The organism is Anaerococcus sp. Marseille-P3625 (genome assembly GCF_900232825.1).
In the GTDB taxonomy this organism is placed as follows: Bacteria; Bacillota; Clostridia; order Tissierellales; family Peptoniphilaceae; genus Anaerococcus.
The window spans coordinates 65,152-85,118 of sequence record NZ_OCTP01000008.1 but is presented as its reverse complement, the minus strand read 5'-3'; the positions used below and the strand labels follow the sequence as shown (position 1 = coordinate 85,118).

The window sequence follows — 19,967 nt, the reverse complement described above, 5'->3', positions numbered from 1 at the left end:
TATTTAAGTATCTATTTAAAAGGAGTTAATAAATATGCAGCAAGGTATTCTTAAATAAACTGTCAATTTGATAGTGGGAACAAATAATTGGATGTCCTTTTTTAGGAGGGCTTAGTTTTTTGTACCCAGTTTAAGAATACCTTTATCATGTGATTCTAAAGTATCCAGAGAATATCTGTATGCTTTGTATACCTATGGTTATGCATAAAAATCCCAGTGATAAAAGTATTTATCACTGGGATTTTTATGCCCTTTTGGGTTTTTGAATGGAGGAAAATCACATGAAAATTATTAATATTGGAGTTTTAGCTCATGTTGATGCAGGAAAAACTACCTTAACAGAAAGCTTATTATATAACAGTGGAGCGATTACAGAATTAGGAAGCGTGGACAAAGGTACAACGAGGACGGATAATACGCTTTTAGAACGTCAGAGAGGAATTACAATTCAGACAGGAATAACCTCTTTTCAGTGGGAAAATACGAAGGTGAACATCATAGACACGCCAGGACATATGGATTTCTTAGCAGAAGTATATCGTTCATTATCAGTTTTAGATGGGGCAATTCTACTGATTTCTGCAAAAGATGGCGTACAAGCACAAACTCGTATATTATTTCATGCACTTAGGAAAATGGGGATTCCCACAATCTTTTTTATCAATAAGATTGACCAAAATGGAATTGATTTATCAACGGTTTATCAGGATATTAAAGAGAAACTTTCTGCCGAAATTGTAATCAAACAGAAGGTAGAACTGTATCCTAATATGTGTGTGACGAACTTTACCGAATCTGAACAATGGGATACGGTAATAGAGGGAAACGATGACCTTTTAGAGAAATATATGTCCGGTAAATCATTAGAAGCATTGGAACTCGAACAAGAGGAAAGCATAAGATTTCATAATTGTTCCCTGTTCCCTGTTTATCACGGAAGTGCAAAAAACAATATAGGGATTGATAACCTTATAGAAGTGATTACGAATAAATTTTATTCATCAACACATCGAGGTCCGTCTGAACTTTGCGGAAATGTTTTCAAAATTGAATATACAAAAAAAAGACAACGTCTTGCATATATACGCCTTTATAGTGGAGTACTACATTTACGAGATTCGGTTAGAGTATCAGAAAAAGAAAAAATAAAAGTTACAGAAATGTATACTTCAATAAATGGTGAATTATGTAAGATTGATAGAGCTTATTCTGGAGAAATTGTTATTTTGCAAAATGAGTTTTTGAAGTTAAATAGTGTTCTTGGAGATACAAAACTATTGCCACAGAGAAAAAAGATTGAAAATCCGCACCCTCTACTACAAACAACTGTTGAACCGAGTAAACCTGAACAGAGAGAAATGTTGCTTGATGCCCTTTTGGAAATCTCAGATAGTGATCCGCTTCTACGATATTACGTGGATTCTACGACACATGAAATTATACTTTCTTTCTTAGGGAAAGTACAAATGGAAGTGATTAGTGCACTGTTGCAAGAAAAGTATCATGTGGAGATAGAACTAAAAGAGCCTACAGTCATTTATATGGAGAGACCGTTAAAAAATGCAGAATATACCATTCACATCGAAGTGCCGCCAAATCCTTTCTGGGCTTCCATTGGTTTATCTGTATCACCGCTTCCGTTGGGAAGTGGAATGCAGTATGAGAGCTCGGTTTCTCTTGGATACTTAAATCAATCATTTCAAAATGCAGTTATGGAAGGGATACGCTATGGTTGCGAACAAGGATTATATGGTTGGAATGTGACGGATTGTAAAATCTGTTTTAAGTATGGCTTATACTATAGCCCTGTTAGTACCCCAGCAGATTTTCGAATGCTTGCTCCTATTGTATTGGAACAAGTCTTAAAAAAAGCTGGAACAGAATTGTTAGAGCCATATCTTAGTTTTAAAATTTATGCGCCACAGGAATATCTTTCACGAGCATACAACGATGCTCCTAAATATTGTGCGAACATCGTAGACACTCAATTGAAAAATAATGAGGTCATTCTTAGTGGAGAAATCCCTGCTCGATGTATTCAAGAATATCGTAGTGATTTAACTTTCTTTACAAATGGACGTAGTGTTTGTTTAACAGAGTTAAAAGGGTACCATGTTACTACCGGTGAACCTGTTTGCCAGCCCCGTCGTCCAAATAGTCGTATAGATAAAGTACGATATATGTTCAATAAAATAACTTAGTGTATTTTATGTTGTTATATAAATATGGTTTCTTGTTAAATAAGATGAAATATTTTTTAATAAAGATTTGAATTAAAGTGTAAAGGAGGAGATAGTTATTATAAACTACAAGTGGATATTGTGTCCTGTATGTGGAAATAAAACACGATTAAAGATAAGGGAAGATACTGAATTAAAAAAATTCCCCCTCTATTGTCCGAAATGCAGACAAGAAAATTTAATTGAAATAAAGCAGTTCAAAGTAACTGTGATTACAGAGCCAGACGCAAAGACGCAGAGCCGATAAAATGAGATTAATACAATCTCATTTTATCGGCTCTTTCCGTTATGTATGGATTCTTTTAATTAGTCTTCGATGTTTCTTGCTTCGTTGATACCGCTGGCTAAAGATTCCATTAAGGATAGTTCTTTGTCTGTAAAGCTATCCATGTATTTCTCTATCTGTAATCGTCGGGTGCTTTTTACCAAGTTATTAGCAGGTAAGAAAAATTCATCAACGGAAACATGAAGTAACGATACAAGGTCATAAAGAACTTGTATGCTGGGGTGTTGCCCTTTATTTTCAATATTAGTTAAGTACCGTGGGTCAATTTCAATCAATGCTCCCACTTGTTCACGAGTTAAACCTCGTTTCAATCGAGCTTCTTTAATGGCTAAACCAAAGGCTCTAAAATCATATTTATCTTCTTTTTTACGCATAGTAGACCACCTCTATACATTTTATTGTTCCTACTGAATTAAAAACAGGTATAGAAAAACGTGTTATATGGTTTATAGGTTTATATTTAATAAAAAGCACTACTAAACGCCAATAAAAAAAACCGTTATATGGTAGTGCTATTTACGCTGTTAAAATATTGTATATTACTTCCAAATGGCGGTTTGTTGGAGGTCAACGTCGCCATGAAGTACATCATATACAATAAATTTCCTTACATTGGGTTCTTGTCAAAAAAAGTCGTCTATCTGCAATAGATAAGTACGTCCACCAATGTGGTTTTATAAATCATATAGATAGAATAACAGAAGCATGTAAACAGAGAAATAAATCTGTTTATATGCTTTTTTGGCTATTCAGAACTTTTTTACAAAGTTTATTTATCAGTAATGCAACAAATCCCCCTTTCACATTGGGACTAAGAGTGAAAGGAGATAAACGAGCAAGGCTCACTTCCTTTCCTAGACAGAAAGGGGGTGAGAAACATGAAACCATCTTCTTTTCAGACCACAATAGAAAATCAGTTTGACTATATCTGTAAACGTGCTATGGAAGACGAGCGAAAGAATTATATGCTTTATCTTTCAAGGATTGCAAAGCGTGAGGTGTCCTTTTCGGATGTTGGCGATTATCTTGTTAGCCAGTTTGCGACAACAGATAACTATTCAACTGACTTTCAGATTTTTACACTCAATGGGTTATCAGTAGGCGTTGAAAATGATTTGTTGAGTGAAGCATTACGTGAGTTGCCAGACAAGAAACGTGAAATTCTACTGCTGTTTTACTTTATGGACATGAGCGATTCAGAAATTGCAGACCTGTTGAAATTGAACCGTTCTACTGTCTATCGGCATAGAACCAGTGGACTAGCCTTAATTAAAAAGTTTATGGAGGAATTTGAAGAATGAAAACACAATATCCTATGATTCCCTTTCCTCTCATTGTAAAGGCAACAGATGGCGATACCGAAGCGATTAACCAGATTCTACATCATTACAGAGGGTACATAACGAAGCGTTCCCTACGACTTATGAAAGATGAATATGGCAATCAAAGTATGGTCGTTGATGAAGTCTTACGTGGAAGAATGGAAACCAGACTGATTACAAAGATTTTGTCATTTGAAATTAAGTAATATCCTCTCTCCTTTCGTGGAAGCGTGCTAAACCATTCCACGCTTCCCGAACAGGGAGGTTTGTTATTCCACCAAAGCATATTGAGCTTTCAATGTGTTTTGATAGGCTAACGAGCCATTGTTCTTTGAAAACTGAATAAAAGTAATCGAATACGTTTCGATAAGAAAAGAGCCAACGGAACTAACCGCCATGACCTATCTTATAAAGATAGCGAGCGATTCATGTTAGTGATCCGAGAAGCAATCTTTAGCAGGATTGCCTGCAACGACATTCTTATCGTGATAATGATACTCCCATACAGTCAATAGTCCGAGCGTGATAAAACCGTCGCAGGCAATGAGTATGGCTACATGAGAACCATGCAGGGGTGGAACTCCCGTGAGCTTTGCTAAAGCTGTTCGATTGCTGGTAAAACAACTTTTATGAAATCCAAATAAGTGATTTGGAAAGGAGGATTTTATGAAGCAGACTGACATTCCTATTTGGGAACGTTATACCCTAACCATTGAAGAAGCGTCAAAATATTTTCGTATTGGCGAAAACAAGCTACGACGCTTGGCAGAGGAAAATAAAAATGCAAATTGGCTGATTATGAATGGCAATCGTATTCAGATTAAACGAAAACAATTTGAAAAAATTATAGATACATTGGACGCAATCTAGCGTCGCCAAAGGGTCTTGTATATGATAAAATAGTATTAAGTCGTATCAAGGCTCTTTCCATAAAGGAAAGGAGCAAATGCCATGTCAGAAAAAAGACGTGACAATAAAGGTCGAATCTTAAAGACTGGAGAGAGCCAACGAAAAGACGGAAGATACTTATACAAATATATAGATTCATTTGGAGAACCGCAATTTGTTTACTCGTGGAAACTTGTGGCTACAGACCGAGTACCAGCAGGAAAGCGTGATTGTATCTCACTTAGAGAGAAAATCGCAGAGTTACAGAAAGACATTCATGATGGTATTGATGTTGTAGGAAAGAAAATGACACTCTGCCAGCTTTACGCAAAACAGAACGCTCAAAGACCAAAGGTTAGAAAAAACACTGAAACTGGACGCAAATATCTTATGGATATTTTGAAGAAAGACAAGTTAGGTGTAAGAAGTATTGACAGTATTAAGCCATCAGACGCTAAAGAATGGGCTATTAGAATGAGTGAAAATGGTTATGCTTATCAAACCATCAATAACTACAAACGTTCTTTAAAGGCTTCATTCTATATTGCTATACAAGATGATTGTGTTCGGAAGAATCCATTTGACTTTCAACTGAAAGCAGTTCTTGATGATGATACTGTCCCTAAGACCGTACTAACAGAAGAACAGGAAGAAAAACTGTTAGCCTTTGCAAAAGCTGATAAAACCTACAGCAAAAATTATGATGAAATTCTGATACTCTTAAAAACAGGTCTTCGTATTTCAGAGTTTGGTGGTTTGACACTTCCAGATTTAGATTTTGAGAATCGTCTTGTCAATATAGACCATCAGCTATTGAGAGATACTGAAATTGGGTACTACATTGAAACACCAAAGACCAAAAGTGGCGAACGTCAAGTTCCTATGGTTGAAGAAGCCTATCAAGCATTTAAGCGAGTGTTAGCGAATCGAAAGAATGATAAGCGTGTTGAGATTGATGGATATAGTGATTTCCTCTTTCTTAATAGAAAGAACTATCCAAAAGTGGCAAGTGATTACAACGGCATGATGAAAGGTCTTGTTAAGAAATACAATAAGTATAACGAGGATAAATTGCCACACATCACTCCACATAGTTTGCGACATACATTCTGTACCAACTATGCAAATGCAGGAATGAATCCAAAGGCATTACAGTACATTATGGGACATGCTAATATAGCCATGACGCTGAACTATTACGCACATGCAACATTCGATTCTGCAATGGCAGAAATGAAACGCTTGAATAAAGAGAAGCAACAGGAGCGTCTTGTTGCTTAGTAGTACAAATGAATTTACTACTTATTTACCACTTCTGACAGCTAAGACATGAGGAAATATGCAAAGAAACGTGAAGTATCTTCCTACAGTAAAAATACTCGAAAGCACATAGAATAAGGCTTTACGAGCATTTAATGAGATTTAAAAGGATAATTAGAAATCTATGTTTTGTTTATTAGAAATATTAATAATTATAAACAATTTTATGAATTATTTAATTATGAAATAGAAAAAAGACAGCTGAATCAAGTGGATTGGAAAGATATAGAAAGAAAAGACGGCATATGTCTATTAACATCTAAGGATTGCCCATATTGCTTACATTATATAAGCAATGGAGTAGAGTTAGCAAAAAAAGAAGGGAAAGAACATGATTTATCAAAAAATATCGTAGATTTAGATATAGATGAATATTTTAACAATGCTGATCTTAATAAAATTTTAGAGTATTATTCTATTAATACTATACCATGTATATTGGAGATTAAAAATAATGAAGTAAAACTTATTGAATTTGAAGAAATTAAAAAATATTAATTGTATATAATTAAATTAATTAAAAATTTATTAGGAGTGTTTATGAAAGGAAAAATAAGTAAGAAGATATTTCTACTCGGACTTGTGATATTTGTGATCTCTTATCTACTTCCAGTAGGTATATTTGAAAGCTATACAAGTTTAAGACCAACCGGAATCACATCAATGTTTGTTTGCCCAATTATTGGACTAATAGGTTTAATATTTGGAGTAAAGGAAAAGGATAAGTTGTTTATGTTATTAAATATCCTTTTGATCTTATTACTTCCTATATCAATGTTCGCAGGTCATCTAGTAGGATCTCTTTAAGTGAGATAATAAGTTTAGATTAAAAATTTATAAATAATTTTAAAAAGCTATAAGTTTATCCGCTTATAGCTTTTTATCTCTCTACTTCCTTTCCATAATAATTTTCATAGTTTTTCCTATACTGAACAAGGTCAGAAAATTGTTCTTTATTCAAAGAATACTCTTGCATAAGGGTGTTCTTTTTTTCTTGCAATTTATCGAGTTTGGATAGTATTTCTTTTGTCTTTGGTAGCTTATTATAATTTTCTAAGATTTCTTTTGCGGCTATTTTATAAATGGAAAGTTCGCTATAATACTCGTCTGCAAATTGCTTATCTTCAGGATTTTTCTTATGGTATTTATAGATTTCACGATACTTATTTATAGTATTAATATCTTCCATATCTTGGGATAAACTTTTCATTTCACTTTCAACTTTCTTTATTTTATCTAACAAGTCTTGTCTATCATCGGCAGATTTTTTTATTAGATCATCAAGTTGTGTAATTGAATTAATTCCTTGTTCTCTAAGTTTAATTATTGAATCAGCCATTGTTTTGATATTATGTTTTCTTGCCCAGACTTCGTAACCTTTAGAGGATTGTACTTTTTCATTAGTAGATATATCAATAACATTTCCTACACGTTTTTTAATAGGATTAGCTTTGTTCATAATAGCTAAATCTATTCTTTCTTTAATTTTATCTTCAGTATAATCTTCTCCGATAGTCTTTGCTCTTGTAAATCTTTGCTTATCTTTATGACGAAAAGCAATATGTTTACCAAACTTAATTTCATAATCAAGAGATTTCATATTTTCTAAAAACTCTTTCCACGAGTTAGACTTATTAATCATTCTATCTATATCAAATTGCAGTTTAGACTTCCAAGAATTTCCTTTCTTGTTTTGGTCATATTCATACCAGGATTTACCAGAAGTTTTATATTTTCTTTTGTAAGCTTCATAATATTTATCAATGACTGAAAGCTTATTTTCTTTACACAATTCATCACTTTGATACCTGATTTTATGGTAAGTTTTTTTGTTAGATTGGTAGCATTTACCAGTCTTATAATTAACATTATTAAAAATAATATGGTTATGGATATGCCCTCTATCTATATGAGTTGCAAGAACAAATTCATAATCTTCTTTTAAAATTTTCTTACATAATTCCATTCCAATTTCATTAGCTTTTATAGGATCAACCTCTCCTGGTAGAAAAGATTGAATTAAATGTCTAGCCAAAACTGTACCTTTAGTATCATTGTCTTCTCGTGTTTTCATAAATTGAATGTGTGCAGTAGATGGATGACATTTGAATGAAGATACCAAGATTTTTTCATCAGTTTTTTCACTCTTAGTTATATAGTCTATTGCCAAATTTAGAGTTGATTTTATAGGATGTATTTTCGTAATTGCCATACTAATCACCAGAACTTTCTTTTGATTTATTAAGAAGTAGGGAATGGATCTGCCATATTTCTTTTGATAATTTTTCTATCTGTTTATTCATTGATTCAATTTCATTTTTGTAAATAACACCAGTTGTATTAGTAGCTTTTGCAATCTGGTTTATATTATTTGTTGCATTCGAAAGTAGCCATTGTAGGTTTCTAAATGGTTCTAAATCTACAACATAAATCTCTTTTTCTAACACACATTTCCTAAGAAAGTGGGACATAGTTTTGCAGTTTGCAAGTTTCATTTTCTTTTCAAAGATTTCTTTTTCTTCATCTGTTAAATATATTTTTAGTTGATTATTTCTTTTTCTATTATCCATAGTATATCTCCTTATCATAAAATATTGGGGTCTTAGGGTTCTCCCTAACAAGGTAAAATTGATAAAAAAAGAAGCAGTCCATAAAGGTTCTGCTTCATCAATTTTTCGTAAGTGGGTACTCACTTACTGTGCTTGCTATTAAAGTTATAAGCGTTAAGCGTTTATTCAGTTTTATTAATTATACCGCATTTAAATAAATTAATTAAGAAGTATACGGTAGAGTAGAGCAAAATTTATAATTTGATTGATATTGAAAATATTTTTCAATTAAGATATAATAAAAACCGAGGGAATCCTCGGAAAATAATTGAATGATTGGAGGTATTTTATTGAAAGATAAGGAAACAAAAGTTGGTCAAATTAGAAAAAAAGAAATTCGAGATGCAGCAATGAGATGTTTTTTGAATAAAGGATTTCAGAATACAACAATGGAAGATGTGATTAAAGAAGTTGGCATGAGCACAGGTGGTGTCTATCATCATTATAAAAGCACAGCTGAAATGCTTAAAGATTTAATGCTTGATGGAAATCAGTATAGAAATAATTTAATTGATAATTATTTAGAAGCTCACATAGGTCAAGATAAATATGAACAGATGAGTGAAATTTTAGTGGATAAGTGTCTACCAGATACAGATATTACTAAGGTTTATTCTCTTTTATTACAATCAAAAAAATATAATGAAGATTTAGAAAAGATGTTTCAAGATTTGAAAACAGAAACAGTAAATCAATTAGATTCAATATCTAATAAATTAGGAATTGATTCAAAGATTTTTGAAGATGGTTTTTTAGTAAATTATATAAATGGAATGATATTAAGCTCGCAAGTTCTTAATGCAAGAGATTCATATGATGAGAATAGGAAATATCTAAAAGATACAATTTTAAATTATATTTTAGATTTAGAAAAAAATAGATAACTAAGGAGGTTTCAGAAATGAATAAAAAATTAGAAGTTAGAGATTTAATTAATGTTGGTTTGTTTGCAGTACTTGGGTTTATTTTTATGCTAATAGGCTCATTTACAGCTATGGTTCCTGTTTTGATGCCAATTGTTCCCTTAGTACAGGGAATTTTAGTTGGACCTAGTAACATGCTTTTTTCAACAAAAATTAAGAAGCCAGGAATGCTTTTTATTCAAACAATGCTAATATCTTTAGCTTATGTCATCATGGGTCATGGTCCATGGGCACTTTTAACAGGAGCAATTGCAGGATTTATTGGAGAAATAATATTAAAATCAGGCTCTTATGACAGTAAAGGAAAATCTAGATTAGCATTTTCTTTTTCAAGTCTTTGCACTTTAGGAAACTATGTTCCGATTATCATCTCAAGAAATGAGTATGCACAAGGGCTTTTAAATCAAGGTTATAAGCAAGAATTTATTGACACAATGATGAAAGTTATGCCTGATTGGATTTTAATAGTTATGGCTATTTTAGGATTTATTGGTGCTTTTGTAGGTTGTAGCTTAGGAATTGTGTTTTTGAAAAAACATTTTTCAAAAATTGGTAAGTAAGAATTAGGGAGCGGGTTATTAGATATGATAAGGATAGATTTTAGAGCAAAATTATTTTTAATGATGGTTATTTCTTTTATTATGACAATTGGAAATATTCAAAGCCTAAATCCTATATATTATGTATTAATATGTATGCTCCCTACTTTTTTATTATTTTTATCTGGACATATAAAATCCGGGATTAAATCAATCATACTTTTTATAATATTGAATATTATAGAAATTAATATTAGGGAATTAAATGATTCTATAATATTATCACTTATACACATAGTTATAATTATAATAAAAAGAGTTTTTGCACCTATGGTTATGGGAAATTATATAATTTTAACGACTAGTGTAGGAGAAGCAATTTGTTCATTAAAAAAGGTGAAGTGTCCTGATCAGATAGCCATTCCTGTTGCGGTTATGGTTAGATATTTTTATGCAACAAGAATTGAGTATAGACAAATAAAACAAGCTATTTATTTGAGGGGTATAAGTTTTAGGAAATTTTTAAAGAATCCTATTTTATTAATTGAATATAGGATAATCCCACTATTGATGACCCTATCAAATTCTGCTGATGAATTGACAGTAGCTTCATTAACTAAGGGTCTTGCTGTCAATCAAAATAGATCAAATATTAGAGAAGCAAAGTTAACATTTGCTGACTATTTAATTTTTTTTGTTTCTATTTTAGTTTTATTTTTTTATATAAGAGGTAGAAAATATGCTTAAAATAAGAAAGCTTGATTTATCTTTTGATGATGAAAATATCTTAAAAAATCTAAATTTTGAATGTAAAGCTGGTGAAATTACAGTTATTACAGGACATTCTGGATGTGGAAAAAGCACACTATTAAAAGCAATTAATGGAGTAATACCTGAATACCTTGATGCTAATATTAATGGAGAAATAAAATATAACAGCCTAGATTTACTTAGTAAAAATATATTTGAAAGATCATGTATTATTTCAAATGTATTTCAAAATCCAAAATCTCAATTTTACTGTATGAATTCCACTGAGGAGTTAGCCTTTCAGCTAGAAAATAGAAATACTGACAAGTCAGAGATAATCAATAGAATAAAGAAATACTCAAAACTCTTAAATATAGAATACTTATTAGATAAAAATATATTTGATTTATCTGGTGGAGAAAAGCAAATGATAGCACTTGCAGCTTGTGCAATTTCTGAAAATGATATTATTTTATTAGATGAACCATCTTCATCATTAGATAATGAATCTATAGAAAGGTTAAAAGAAGCCTTAGTGAAATTAAAAGAATTAAATAAGATAATAATTGTTGTGGAACATAGATTATTTTATTTAAAAAATATAATGGATAAGCTATGTATTATTGATAATGGGTCTTTAAATTTATACGAAAAAGAAGATTTAAATGATTATAATTTGAAAGCTATTGCAGAAGGATATGAACTTAGAACATTTAATAAAATAGAGAAAAGTGATTTAGAAATTAATAAATATTATAAAGTGAATTTATTGGATGATAAAAATAATTTTAGCAATGGAGATTTATCATGTCATAATTTTAAGAAAAAATATGAAAAGAATAAAATTTTTGACTTTAGTATTTCCTTTAATAAGGGAGTAAATTTTATCATTGGAAAAAATGGAATAGGGAAAAGTACTTTCATTAAATTATTGACCGGTATTACAAAAGGTCACGGAGATGTATTTGTTAATCAAAAAAAAGTTACAAAACAAAATAAAGAAATTTTTATGGTAATGCAAGATCCTAGCTCCCAGCTTTTTACAGAAAGTGTATTATCGGAAGTATCAACAGTAAGTGAAGATAAAAGCCTAAATGAAAAAATGTTGGAAAAGATGGGATTATTATCAAAGCTTGAAAAACATCCTCAAAGTTTATCGGGAGGAGAGAAGCAAAGATTGTTGATTGCTATAGCAAGGCTTAGTAATAAACCTATTATTATCTTAGATGAGCCTACAAGTGGATTATGTAAACCACAGATGAATACATTAATTAATTTCCTACACGATATGGAGAGAGAAGGAAAACTCATTATAATTATTACACACGATTTTGAATTTATAAAACACTGTGATGGTACAATATATGAATTTCTAAAATAAAATGCAAATGGATACAATTATGGAGGTGTTAAATTATGAAAGAAAAAAGTCCTGCTGTAATATTGTGGGAGCTTGCATATAAGGAACATTCAAAGTTAAAAACATCTGTATTTATAGCAAGTATCGGTGTTATTGCCGGAATTGTTCCATACATTGCTGCAAGCCGTATTTTAGTCTATTTATTAAATGGAATTGCAGATTTCAAGGTCTATTTTTTATGGATGGGAATAGGTCTGTTATCTTATATTTTAAAATCTGTTTTATACTCTACGGCGTTATCTGTATCTCATAAAGCGACTTTTAGTGTATTGAAAGATATTCGCTTGAGAATGATTGATAAACTTCCGAAGATGCAGTTAGGAGAAATAATCTCTGTTCCAAGCGGAAACTTTAAGCAGATTATAGTGGATCAGGTTGAAAGTATGGAGAAACCGCTCGCTCACCTGTTGCCTGAAATGACATCGAATCTCTTAGGTTCTTTGAGTATATTTATTTACTTATTATTTCTTGATTGGAGAATGGCTCTTTTATCATTAGTATCCATTCCTGTGGGGATGCTTTTTATGGGACTCGTAATGAAAAATTATGCTGTTCAATATGAAGGATCTGTAAAGGTAAATCGAGAAATGAATTCTGCAATTATTGAGTATGTTAATGGAATAGAAGTGATAAAAACATTTAATCAAGACAAGAGATCGTACGCAAAGTACAAAGATAAAGTCATTGCAAATGCAAGATACTTTTATGAATGGATGAAGAGCTGTCAGTTACCTGTATCTTTATCTAAAAACATATCTCCTACTACAATGATCACAGTGCTTCCATTTGGTTGGTATTTCTACATTAGCGGCAGTTTAAGTGCAGAAGTATTTATATCTGTAATTATTCTATCTTTAGGTATTGCAGGACCTTTACTTGAAACAATCAATTTTGTTGATGGTCTTGCTAAGATAGGGACTATTGCAAATTCTATTAACTTAATTTTAGAAGGAAAAGAACAAAAGCATTCTGATAGAGAAGTGACTATCCAGCAATATAATATTGATTTACAAAATGTAAAGTTTGGATATGAAGAAGAAAAAGAAATTCTTCATGGAATATCCCTAAACATAAAAGAAGGTACAACAGTGGCTTTTGTTGGACCAAGTGGAAGTGGCAAGTCAACTTTAGCAAAATTAATAGCTGGATATTGGGATAGCATGGAAGGAAATATAAATATTGGTGGACACAATCTTAAGGAAATTCCATTAAAGCAATTATATAGTTTGACCGCCTTTGTTTCTCAGGATAATTTTTTGTTCAACGAAAGTATTAGGGAGAATATAAGAATGGGCAATCCAAGTGCCAGTGATAAAGAAGTAGAAGACATTGCTAAGAAATCGGGTTGTCATGATTTTATTATGAAAATGGAACATGGTTACGATACGGTTGTCGGAAGTAGTGGGAGCCATGTTTCTGGTGGAGAAAGACAAAGAATATCAATTGCAAGAGCAATGCTCAAAAATGCACCTATTGTAATACTTGATGAAGCTACTTCATATATAGATCCTGAAAATGAAGTGATTATAAAGCAAGCTTTATCAAAGCTTATAAAAGATAAAACGGTGATTATTATTGCTCATAGGTTATCAACTATAACAGATGCAGAACAAATATTCTTAATTGAGAATGGAGAGCTTGTTTCACATGGTAAGCATGAAGAACTTATGGAAGATTCTGAGTTATACCAAAAGATGTGGAATGCCCATATTGGAGTAAAGGATGGTGAAATAAAATGATAAGTGCCTTAAAGAAAATTTTAGACTTCTCAGGTGATGAGAAGAAAAATGTATACCATTCTATATGGGTAAGTTTCTTGTTTGCAATTTTTCACATGCTCCAAATCAGTGCAATATACATTATTGTTAAAGCTATTGTTGAAAAAGATATGAGTATGACACCTGCATGGATTGCTTTGATACTTCTTGTTATAAGCATAGTTGGCAGAAGTGTTGCAAATTATTATTCACAGTTACAGCAATGCCATGCAAGTTATTTTATGGTGGCAAATAAAAGAGTTGCAATAGGTGAAATGCTCAAAAAAATACCTATGGGATTCTTTAATGAAAATAATATTGGTGAAATCGTTGGAATTTCTACAACTGTTTTGGAAGATGTAGAAAATACTGCGGCAATGGTTATGGTAAATACCTTATCTGGTTTTATTAACACAATAATTTTTACAATAATGATTTTGGCTTTTGAATGGAGGATCGGTCTTATTGTTACAATTGGATGCTTGTTGTACTTATTAATTCTTTCAAAAATGGAAAACAAGTCAAGAAATGTTCTTCCTAAAAGACAAGTGGCATCGGCAAAATTAGTTGACACTATTTTAGAACAAATAGGTGGAATGGCTGTTATAAAATCCTTCAATTTAACAGGGAAAGGAGATGAAAAAGTCAGAGATGCTATTGAAAATAGTAGAAAAATAAATCTTGATTGTGAAAAACTGTTTACACCTTATACGATTTTGCAAAATATTCTTTTGGATTTGTTTAGCATTTTGATAATAGGTGCAGGTATTTTCTTTTATATTAATGGAGAACTTTCATTCTTAAATACAGTTATGACGATTATAATTTCTTTTCTTGCTTTTTCTCAAATAAAATTGGCAGGAAGTGCAACAACCTCTCTCAGAGTTGTTAGTGGATCTATTGAACAAACAAAGAAGTTAGAGGAATTTCCACAGATGGATATTGATGGAAAAGACATAAAGCCTACTACTTTCGATATTTCTTTTGATAATGTAGAGTTTTCATATTCAGGCAAAAAAATCCTTGATGATATTTCGGTCAAGATACCACAAAAACAAATGACAGCTATAGTTGGAGCTTCAGGAGCTGGAAAAACTACATTTTGTAATTTGATAGCGAGATTTTGGGATGTAGAGAAAGGAGAAATCAGCATAGGTAAACATAATATTAAAGAATATTCATTGGAGTCATTAATGAGACAAATTAGTATGGTTTTTCAAAATGTTTATTTATTTCAAGACACTATTGAAAACAATATAAAGTTTGCCAAGCCAGATGCTACTCATGAGGAAGTTATAGAAGCTGCAAAGAAAGCGTGTTGTCATGAATTTATTATGAAACTTCCTGAACAATATGAAACAGTTATAGGAGAGGGAGGTGCAAGTTTATCTGGTGGAGAAAGACAAAGAATATCTATAGCAAGGGCTATGATAAAAAATGCCCCGATTATTATTTTTGACGAAGCTACTGCAAATGTAGACCCTGAAAATGAGGATAAACTACAGATTGCTATGGAAGAACTTACAAGAGATAAAACTGTAATAATGATTGCACACAGACTAAAAACCATAAAAAATGCAAATCAAATTCTTGTCTTGGCTAATGGAAAGATAACGCAACAAGGTACACATGAAGAACTTATTCAAGTTGATGGTATCTACAAAAAATTTGTTGAAGCAAGACAAGTGGCAGCAAAGTGGCAGTTGTCATAAGTTATAAAAATATTGAAAACAACTGGAGGAAGTCATATGGGAAAACAAGATATGAAAACACAACTATTAACCAAAAGTCCTAAAGAACTGTTATTTAAGTTGGCAATTCCCGGAATAATCGGGATGATTGTCATAGGATTGTATCCATTTATGGATGGTGTGTTTGCAGGATGGCTCATTGGTGATTATGCTATGTCAGCCATTAGTGTGTCTATGTCCTTAACGATTATAAATGGAGGAATATCGGCATTGATTGGCGTTGGAAGTGCCTCAATACTATCAAGAGCAATCGGAAAGGGCGATAAAGAAACGACAGATAAAATATTCGGGAATTTTTGTTACTGGGTAATATTTTTTTCTGTAATTATCACGATATTGGGTTTGGTTTTTGCACCTCATTTTTTAGATTTGGTAGGAGCTAAAGGAAATATTAAAGAACTTGGTGTGAGATATTTAAGAATAGTTTTCTTTGGCTCTATATTTGTGAATTTTGCTCAAGCGGGAAATATGACAATGCGTGGCGAAGGTGCATTAAAGCAATCAATGATGATTATGGGCGCGGGAGCTATATTAAACATTATTTTAGATCCTATTTTTATGAAGTTGATGGGTGAATATGCGATTGAAGGTGCAGCTATTGCAACTGTAATATCTCAAATTGTACAAGCAATATTGACATTCCACTATTTTTCAAAGAAAAGTGCTTTTGTAGGGATCCATAAAATTCAAAAATACAAGGCAATTTATAGCGAAATGTTCAGTATAGGAAGTTCAGCAATGATGATGCAAATTTTATTTGCAGTACAGCAAACATTTTTGTTTAAGCAAGCCTTTGCGTATGGAGGAGATGATTGGGGAATTTTGATGTCTGCTACAATGCGATTATATATGTTTTCCTTTATTCCACTGTGGGGTATGAGTCAAGGCTTACAACCTGTTATTGGAGCTAATTTCGGAGCAAAACAATACGGAAGAGTAAAAGATACGATGAAGATTTTTATGTATGGTGCAACAATTCTTGCAGCTGCTTCATGGATACCATCAATGTTTTGTTCAGAAAAATTACTATCATTATTCAGTGTGAGAAGGGAGATTATTGAAGTTGGTGTTGTAAACTTTAAGATGTTTTATTCAACATTCATCTTATATGGAATTATGATTATGACACTTACATTTTTCCAATCCATAGGAGATGGAAAAAAAGCAGGCATGATTGTAATGCTTAGACAGTTAGTTTTATTTATTCCTGCAATATTACTATTTCCAAAGGCATTTGGAGCGTCAGCAGTTTGGTGGACAGAACCTATCGTAGATTTTAGTATGATTATGTTGGGACTGTTTTTAATGCTTAATGGACTTAGGAAAATGGGAAAAGACAAAGCATAAATACAAGGACATTTGATATAAAAGCGAAAATAATCAAAAGAGGCTGTAGGTATGGATGCTATTTATCTATAATGAACGGAGGGAAAGGGAGATGAACAAGTGTATAAGTTACCTTGTAGAATTGAAATGGAATAAAAATACTCCTTTTTTCTATAATTCTTGTAGTTGTCTGTCTTTACATTTTCTCGTCTAAACAATTAAATATAGTAAAAGAAAGAACGGATTTCTTTCATTTCAGAGGACTTCTTATGCCAAGATGCAGGAGTCCTCCTTTTTTGTCTGAAAAACAAATAGACAAAAAAGAAATGGAGGAAACTTTATGGCAAAAGAGTATTACCTTTATGTCAGAGGGCAAAAGGTAAAAGTCAGTGAAGATATTTATAAAGTCTACTGGCGAGAAAAAGAACACGAAAAGTATTTGGAGCAGGTGGACAAGAAAAACCACTTGCTATTTTTTTCGTCTCTAAATCACGATGGGAATTTTGAAGATAATCTAGAAGATAAAAATGTTGATGTTGAAAAAGTTGTAGCTACACAAATGATGATTGAAGCACTAAGAAATGCAATGTCAAAGTTAAATAAGGATGAACGAGAAATAATTGAAAGATTATATTTCAATGATGAAACACTTCGTGCAGTATCAAAGACTCAAAATATATCACATACTGCTTTAATAAAAAGGCGAGATAAGATTTTAGAAAAACTAAAGAAATTTATAGAAGAAATATAGTTTCTGGTTACCAAAGAGGGCAAATTTTCCTTTATAAAGTGAGGGGAGTTTTGTCCTCTTTCTATTTTAAAAGCAATCTAAATAATATTTGAACCTTAACAATTGAATAGACCAAGACAAGACATTAATCATTTTTGGAGCGTAATAACCTATCCGCCAAGATCTTTCTGCTGAATAATTCGGTAAAACAAGTACTGCTAAGCAAAAAGCAAGGGAAGAAGAAAGGGAGCGATAAGTAAGAGTTTGAACATAGGGAGGGATACCCTATTCGCTATGAAGAAAATGAGGATAATGATACTTCTAAGGTTGAAGCCGGCTCATCCTGAACAGAGGCGGAGGTGAGATTCCTATGTTGCTAATCCAATGCACTTGTCAATGTCAAAAAACTTTAAAAATATTAAAATAAATATTTTAAATATATTATTTGGAGGATTTATGATTAATGAAAATATAAAAGTAGTTCGTGTTTGTGAAAAAGCATTTCTAACATTAAAAGAAGCATCTGAATATTTTAATATTGGTCAAGATAAAGTTAGACAATTAACGGATGAAAATGATTGCGATTTTGTATTATTTAATGGTAGTAAGCGTCTTATTAAGAAAAAGTTAATGGAAGAATATTTAAATAGACAGTTCTCTATTTAATCTAAAACTATATATAAAACACGCTTAATGCGGTATAATAATTATAGCGTGTCTTTTATCAAAAAAGGAGAATTTTTATGGTAAAAAGACGCAAAGATAGTAAAGGGGTTGTTTTAAAAGACGGTGAATATCAAAGATCAAATGGCACTTATGAATTTAAGTGGCAAGACAAAATAGGTCGTAGAAAATCTATCTATGCGAAAACTCTAAAAGAATTAAGAGAAAAGGAATTAGATATTTTACGCAATACTATAGATGGAATCAACAACGAAGGAAGTAGCTTATCTGTAAATGATACTTTTAAGCTATGGACAAAGGTAAAAAGAGGTTTAAAAGATAATACCTTTAAAAATTACATCTATATGTATCAACAATTTGTCGAACCGACTTTTGGTTGCATTAAACTATCTGATATTAAAAGGTCTGATGTAAGAAGTTTTTATAACAGATTAAAGAAAGACCAGAGATTGATGGTTTCTACCATAGATTGTGTCCATACTGTCTTACATCAGGTTTTAGAATTAGCAGTGGATGACGAATATATAAGGTTTAATCCGTCTGACAATGCTTTGAAGGAATTGAAAGTGGCTTATCGAAACGAATCTCCGAAGAAAAAAGCCATGACAATAGAAGAACAGGTGCTATTTGAAGAATATTTATCTAATAGTGATGAATATAAAAAATGGTATCCAATATTCATTGTTATGCTTTGGACAGGAATGAGAGTTGGAGAAGTTACAGGATTGCAATGGGACGATCTAGATTTTGATAATGGTCTTATAAATGTAAATAGGACTTTGGTATATTATAGTAAAGGTAAAGGATTAAACAATAGATATGCTATTAATACACCGAAGACAGTATCAGGTAAGCGAAGTATTCCTATGGTTCAAAAAGTAAAAGATGCTTTTCTTATGGAAAGAGAGTTACAAAAGACTTTTGGAATCGAATGTTGTGATTCAATCGATGGATTTAAAGACTTTGTATTTTTAAATAGGTTCGGAAAGGTTCACAATAATGGAACACTTAATAAAGCTTTAAGAAGAATTGTTAGAGATTGCAATTTAAGTATAATGGATAAAAATAAATCGAACTCTAATGATATTCTATTAGTTCCACATTTAAGCAATCACATTTTCAGACACACCTTTACTACAAGGCTTAATGAACAAAATATAAATACAAAAGCAATGCAGTCTATTCTAGGTCATTCTGATATTAGTACAACAATGGATATATATGTAGATGCAACAGAAGATTTTAAGATAGAACAGATGGGAGAATTTGAAAAAGCGATGAAATTTATATTTTAGAATTTACGACAGCTTACGACAAATTTACGACAATTTGCTAGAAATCTATGGGCACTTATAGAGGGTTAGCAAATTGTCGTAAATGGAGAAGTACCAAAAAATAGACTTTTATAGAGATTTAGACAAT

At 31.7% G+C, this 19,967-nt stretch carries 23 protein-coding genes; 19 read left to right on the top strand and 4 right to left on the bottom strand.

The window, feature by feature from the left end; genetic code table 11:
- The first annotated feature begins 149 nt into the window (after nucleotides 1-149).
- From CS884_RS00565 to CS884_RS00555, 3 genes are all read left to right on the top strand, one after another.
- Nucleotides 150-266, top strand: coding sequence for a tetracycline resistance determinant leader peptide (locus CS884_RS00565; protein WP_001791010.1), 117 nt, complete (start codon nucleotides 150-152; stop codon nucleotides 264-266).
- A 15-nt stretch (nucleotides 267-281) separates the two neighbouring features.
- Complete coding sequence (gene tet(M) / locus CS884_RS00560) at nucleotides 282-2,201, top strand: tetracycline resistance ribosomal protection protein Tet(M) (protein ID WP_000691727.1); 1,920 nt, start codon at nucleotides 282-284, stop codon at nucleotides 2,199-2,201.
- A 118-nt stretch (nucleotides 2,202-2,319) separates the two neighbouring features.
- Entirely contained in the window at nucleotides 2,320-2,487 is a 168-nt protein-coding gene (locus CS884_RS00555; RefSeq protein ID WP_000336323.1) for a cysteine-rich KTR domain-containing protein, read from the top strand.
- Between the two features lie 59 nt (nucleotides 2,488-2,546).
- Here the strand turns inward: CS884_RS00555 and CS884_RS00550 are convergent, their stop codons facing one another.
- Nucleotides 2,547-2,900, bottom strand: coding sequence for a helix-turn-helix transcriptional regulator (locus CS884_RS00550; RefSeq protein WP_001227347.1), 354 nt, complete (start codon nucleotides 2,898-2,900; stop codon nucleotides 2,547-2,549).
- Between the two features lie 504 nt (nucleotides 2,901-3,404).
- On the opposite strand from CS884_RS00550, the gene CS884_RS00540 reads away from it, so the two are divergent.
- Both CS884_RS00540 and CS884_RS00535 read left to right on the top strand, forming a co-directional pair.
- Nucleotides 3,405-3,827: a sigma-70 family RNA polymerase sigma factor gene (locus CS884_RS00540; RefSeq protein ID WP_000804885.1), complete on the top strand. Its 423-nt coding sequence runs from the start codon at nucleotides 3,405-3,407 to the stop codon at nucleotides 3,825-3,827.
- The gene (locus tag CS884_RS00535) at nucleotides 3,824-4,054 is read left to right on the top strand and encodes a helix-turn-helix domain-containing protein (protein ID WP_000857133.1); all 231 of its coding nucleotides are present in this window, start codon (nucleotides 3,824-3,826) and stop codon (nucleotides 4,052-4,054) included. The genes CS884_RS00540 and CS884_RS00535 overlap by 4 nt, the downstream gene beginning before the upstream one ends.
- Nucleotides 4,055-4,279: 225 nt before the next feature.
- Here CS884_RS00535 and CS884_RS10750 read toward each other — a convergent pair whose 3' ends face one another.
- The gene (locus CS884_RS10750; RefSeq protein ID WP_001845478.1) at nucleotides 4,280-4,531 is read right to left on the bottom strand and encodes a hypothetical protein; all 252 of its coding nucleotides are present in this window, start codon (nucleotides 4,529-4,531) and stop codon (nucleotides 4,280-4,282) included.
- On the opposite strand from CS884_RS10750, the gene CS884_RS00525 reads away from it, so the two are divergent.
- The 4 genes from CS884_RS00525 (at nucleotide 4,515) to CS884_RS00510 (ending at nucleotide 6,863) form a co-directional block, all read left to right on the top strand.
- On the top strand, nucleotides 4,515-4,718 hold the full coding sequence (locus CS884_RS00525) for an excisionase (RefSeq protein WP_000814511.1): 204 nt from the start codon (nucleotides 4,515-4,517) through the stop codon (nucleotides 4,716-4,718). The genes CS884_RS10750 and CS884_RS00525 overlap by 17 nt on opposite strands.
- An 81-nt stretch (nucleotides 4,719-4,799) precedes the next feature.
- The gene (locus CS884_RS00520) at nucleotides 4,800-6,017 is read left to right on the top strand and encodes a tyrosine-type recombinase/integrase (RefSeq protein WP_001291561.1); all 1,218 of its coding nucleotides are present in this window, start codon (nucleotides 4,800-4,802) and stop codon (nucleotides 6,015-6,017) included.
- Nucleotides 6,018-6,185: 168 nt separating this feature from the next.
- Nucleotides 6,186-6,554 (top strand): hypothetical protein, encoded by a 369-nt coding sequence (locus CS884_RS00515; RefSeq protein WP_000470658.1) that lies wholly within the window; start codon nucleotides 6,186-6,188, stop codon nucleotides 6,552-6,554.
- Between the two features lie 42 nt (nucleotides 6,555-6,596).
- Nucleotides 6,597-6,863: a hypothetical protein gene (locus CS884_RS00510; protein ID WP_000676624.1), complete on the top strand. Its 267-nt coding sequence runs from the start codon at nucleotides 6,597-6,599 to the stop codon at nucleotides 6,861-6,863.
- Between the two features lie 73 nt (nucleotides 6,864-6,936).
- Here the strand turns inward: CS884_RS00510 and CS884_RS00505 are convergent, their stop codons facing one another.
- Both CS884_RS00505 and mobC read right to left on the bottom strand, forming a co-directional pair.
- Nucleotides 6,937-8,268, bottom strand: coding sequence for a relaxase/mobilization nuclease domain-containing protein (locus CS884_RS00505; RefSeq protein WP_094205834.1), 1,332 nt, complete (start codon nucleotides 8,266-8,268; stop codon nucleotides 6,937-6,939).
- Between the two features lies 1 nt (nucleotide 8,269).
- Nucleotides 8,270-8,626, bottom strand: a complete 357-nt coding sequence (gene mobC, locus CS884_RS00500; protein WP_016502679.1) for a plasmid mobilization relaxosome protein MobC — start codon at nucleotides 8,624-8,626, stop codon at nucleotides 8,270-8,272.
- Between the two features lie 329 nt (nucleotides 8,627-8,955).
- Here mobC and CS884_RS00495 point away from each other — a divergent pair, with 329 nt between their 5' ends.
- The 10 genes from CS884_RS00495 (at nucleotide 8,956) to CS884_RS00445 (ending at nucleotide 19,840) form a co-directional block, all read left to right on the top strand.
- Nucleotides 8,956-9,549 (top strand): TetR/AcrR family transcriptional regulator, encoded by a 594-nt coding sequence (locus CS884_RS00495; protein ID WP_009345225.1) that lies wholly within the window; start codon nucleotides 8,956-8,958, stop codon nucleotides 9,547-9,549.
- Nucleotides 9,550-9,566: 17 nt separating this feature from the next.
- Nucleotides 9,567-10,148 carry an MptD family putative ECF transporter S component gene (locus tag CS884_RS00490; protein WP_002836642.1) on the top strand — a complete coding sequence of 194 codons (582 nt, stop codon included), beginning with the start codon at nucleotides 9,567-9,569 and terminating at the stop codon, nucleotides 10,146-10,148.
- Nucleotides 10,149-10,172: 24 nt separating this feature from the next.
- Entirely contained in the window at nucleotides 10,173-10,874 is a 702-nt protein-coding gene (locus tag CS884_RS00485; RefSeq protein WP_002836640.1) for an energy-coupling factor transporter transmembrane component T, read from the top strand.
- Nucleotides 10,867-12,258: an ATP-binding cassette domain-containing protein gene (locus CS884_RS00480; protein ID WP_002836639.1), complete on the top strand. Its 1,392-nt coding sequence runs from the start codon at nucleotides 10,867-10,869 to the stop codon at nucleotides 12,256-12,258. Before CS884_RS00485 ends, CS884_RS00480 begins: the two co-directional genes overlap by 8 nt.
- Before the next feature lie 35 nt (nucleotides 12,259-12,293).
- Entirely contained in the window at nucleotides 12,294-14,036 is a 1,743-nt protein-coding gene (locus tag CS884_RS00475) for an ABC transporter ATP-binding protein (protein WP_002836638.1), read from the top strand.
- The gene (locus CS884_RS00470; RefSeq protein WP_002836637.1) at nucleotides 14,033-15,766 is read left to right on the top strand and encodes an ABC transporter ATP-binding protein; all 1,734 of its coding nucleotides are present in this window, start codon (nucleotides 14,033-14,035) and stop codon (nucleotides 15,764-15,766) included. The genes CS884_RS00475 and CS884_RS00470 overlap by 4 nt, the downstream gene beginning before the upstream one ends.
- Nucleotides 15,767-15,802: 36 nt before the next feature.
- A complete protein-coding gene (locus CS884_RS00465) occupies nucleotides 15,803-17,152 on the top strand; it encodes an MATE family efflux transporter (RefSeq protein WP_002836636.1) in 1,350 nt (449 codons plus the stop codon).
- 319 nt (nucleotides 17,153-17,471) lie between these two features.
- Nucleotides 17,472-17,882, top strand: a complete 411-nt coding sequence (locus tag CS884_RS00455) for a sigma-70 family RNA polymerase sigma factor (protein WP_002836635.1) — start codon at nucleotides 17,472-17,474, stop codon at nucleotides 17,880-17,882.
- 435 nt (nucleotides 17,883-18,317) lie between these two features.
- Nucleotides 18,318-18,527: an excisionase gene (locus tag CS884_RS00450; protein WP_035109578.1), complete on the top strand. Its 210-nt coding sequence runs from the start codon at nucleotides 18,318-18,320 to the stop codon at nucleotides 18,525-18,527.
- A 77-nt stretch (nucleotides 18,528-18,604) separates the two neighbouring features.
- Nucleotides 18,605-19,840 (top strand): tyrosine-type recombinase/integrase, encoded by a 1,236-nt coding sequence (locus CS884_RS00445; RefSeq protein ID WP_099320166.1) that lies wholly within the window; start codon nucleotides 18,605-18,607, stop codon nucleotides 19,838-19,840.
- Nucleotides 19,841-19,967 lie beyond the last annotated feature (127 nt).

What these genes read in the sequence shown, in the direction of transcription:
- CS884_RS00535 (WP_000857133.1), top strand. Translation starts at nt 3,824, where the DNA reads ATGAAAACACAATATCCTATGATTCCCTTTCCTCTCATTGTAAAGGCA.
- CS884_RS00485 (WP_002836640.1), top strand. Translation starts at nt 10,173, where the DNA reads ATGATAAGGATAGATTTTAGAGCAAAATTATTTTTAATGATGGTTATT.
- CS884_RS00550 (WP_001227347.1), bottom strand. Translation starts at nt 2,900, where the DNA reads ATGCGTAAAAAAGAAGATAAATATGATTTTAGAGCCTTTGGTTTAGCC.
- CS884_RS00490 (WP_002836642.1), top strand. Translation starts at nt 9,567, where the DNA reads ATGAATAAAAAATTAGAAGTTAGAGATTTAATTAATGTTGGTTTGTTT.
- CS884_RS00480 (WP_002836639.1), top strand. Translation starts at nt 10,867, where the DNA reads ATGCTTAAAATAAGAAAGCTTGATTTATCTTTTGATGATGAAAATATC.
- CS884_RS00470 (WP_002836637.1), top strand. Translation starts at nt 14,033, where the DNA reads ATGATAAGTGCCTTAAAGAAAATTTTAGACTTCTCAGGTGATGAGAAG.
- CS884_RS00510 (WP_000676624.1), top strand. Translation starts at nt 6,597, where the DNA reads ATGAAAGGAAAAATAAGTAAGAAGATATTTCTACTCGGACTTGTGATA.
- CS884_RS00455 (WP_002836635.1), top strand. Translation starts at nt 17,472, where the DNA reads ATGGCAAAAGAGTATTACCTTTATGTCAGAGGGCAAAAGGTAAAAGTC.
- CS884_RS00505 (WP_094205834.1), bottom strand. Translation starts at nt 8,268, where the DNA reads ATGGCAATTACGAAAATACATCCTATAAAATCAACTCTAAATTTGGCA.
- CS884_RS00465 (WP_002836636.1), top strand. Translation starts at nt 15,803, where the DNA reads ATGGGAAAACAAGATATGAAAACACAACTATTAACCAAAAGTCCTAAA.
- CS884_RS00525 (WP_000814511.1), top strand. Translation starts at nt 4,515, where the DNA reads ATGAAGCAGACTGACATTCCTATTTGGGAACGTTATACCCTAACCATT.
- CS884_RS10750 (WP_001845478.1), bottom strand. Translation starts at nt 4,531, where the DNA reads ATGTCAGTCTGCTTCATAAAATCCTCCTTTCCAAATCACTTATTTGGA.
- CS884_RS00450 (WP_035109578.1), top strand. Translation starts at nt 18,318, where the DNA reads ATGATTAATGAAAATATAAAAGTAGTTCGTGTTTGTGAAAAAGCATTT.
- CS884_RS00475 (WP_002836638.1), top strand. Translation starts at nt 12,294, where the DNA reads ATGAAAGAAAAAAGTCCTGCTGTAATATTGTGGGAGCTTGCATATAAG.
- CS884_RS00540 (WP_000804885.1), top strand. Translation starts at nt 3,405, where the DNA reads ATGAAACCATCTTCTTTTCAGACCACAATAGAAAATCAGTTTGACTAT.
- CS884_RS00445 (WP_099320166.1), top strand. Translation starts at nt 18,605, where the DNA reads ATGGTAAAAAGACGCAAAGATAGTAAAGGGGTTGTTTTAAAAGACGGT.
- mobC (WP_016502679.1), bottom strand. Translation starts at nt 8,626, where the DNA reads ATGGATAATAGAAAAAGAAATAATCAACTAAAAATATATTTAACAGAT.
- CS884_RS00520 (WP_001291561.1), top strand. Translation starts at nt 4,800, where the DNA reads ATGTCAGAAAAAAGACGTGACAATAAAGGTCGAATCTTAAAGACTGGA.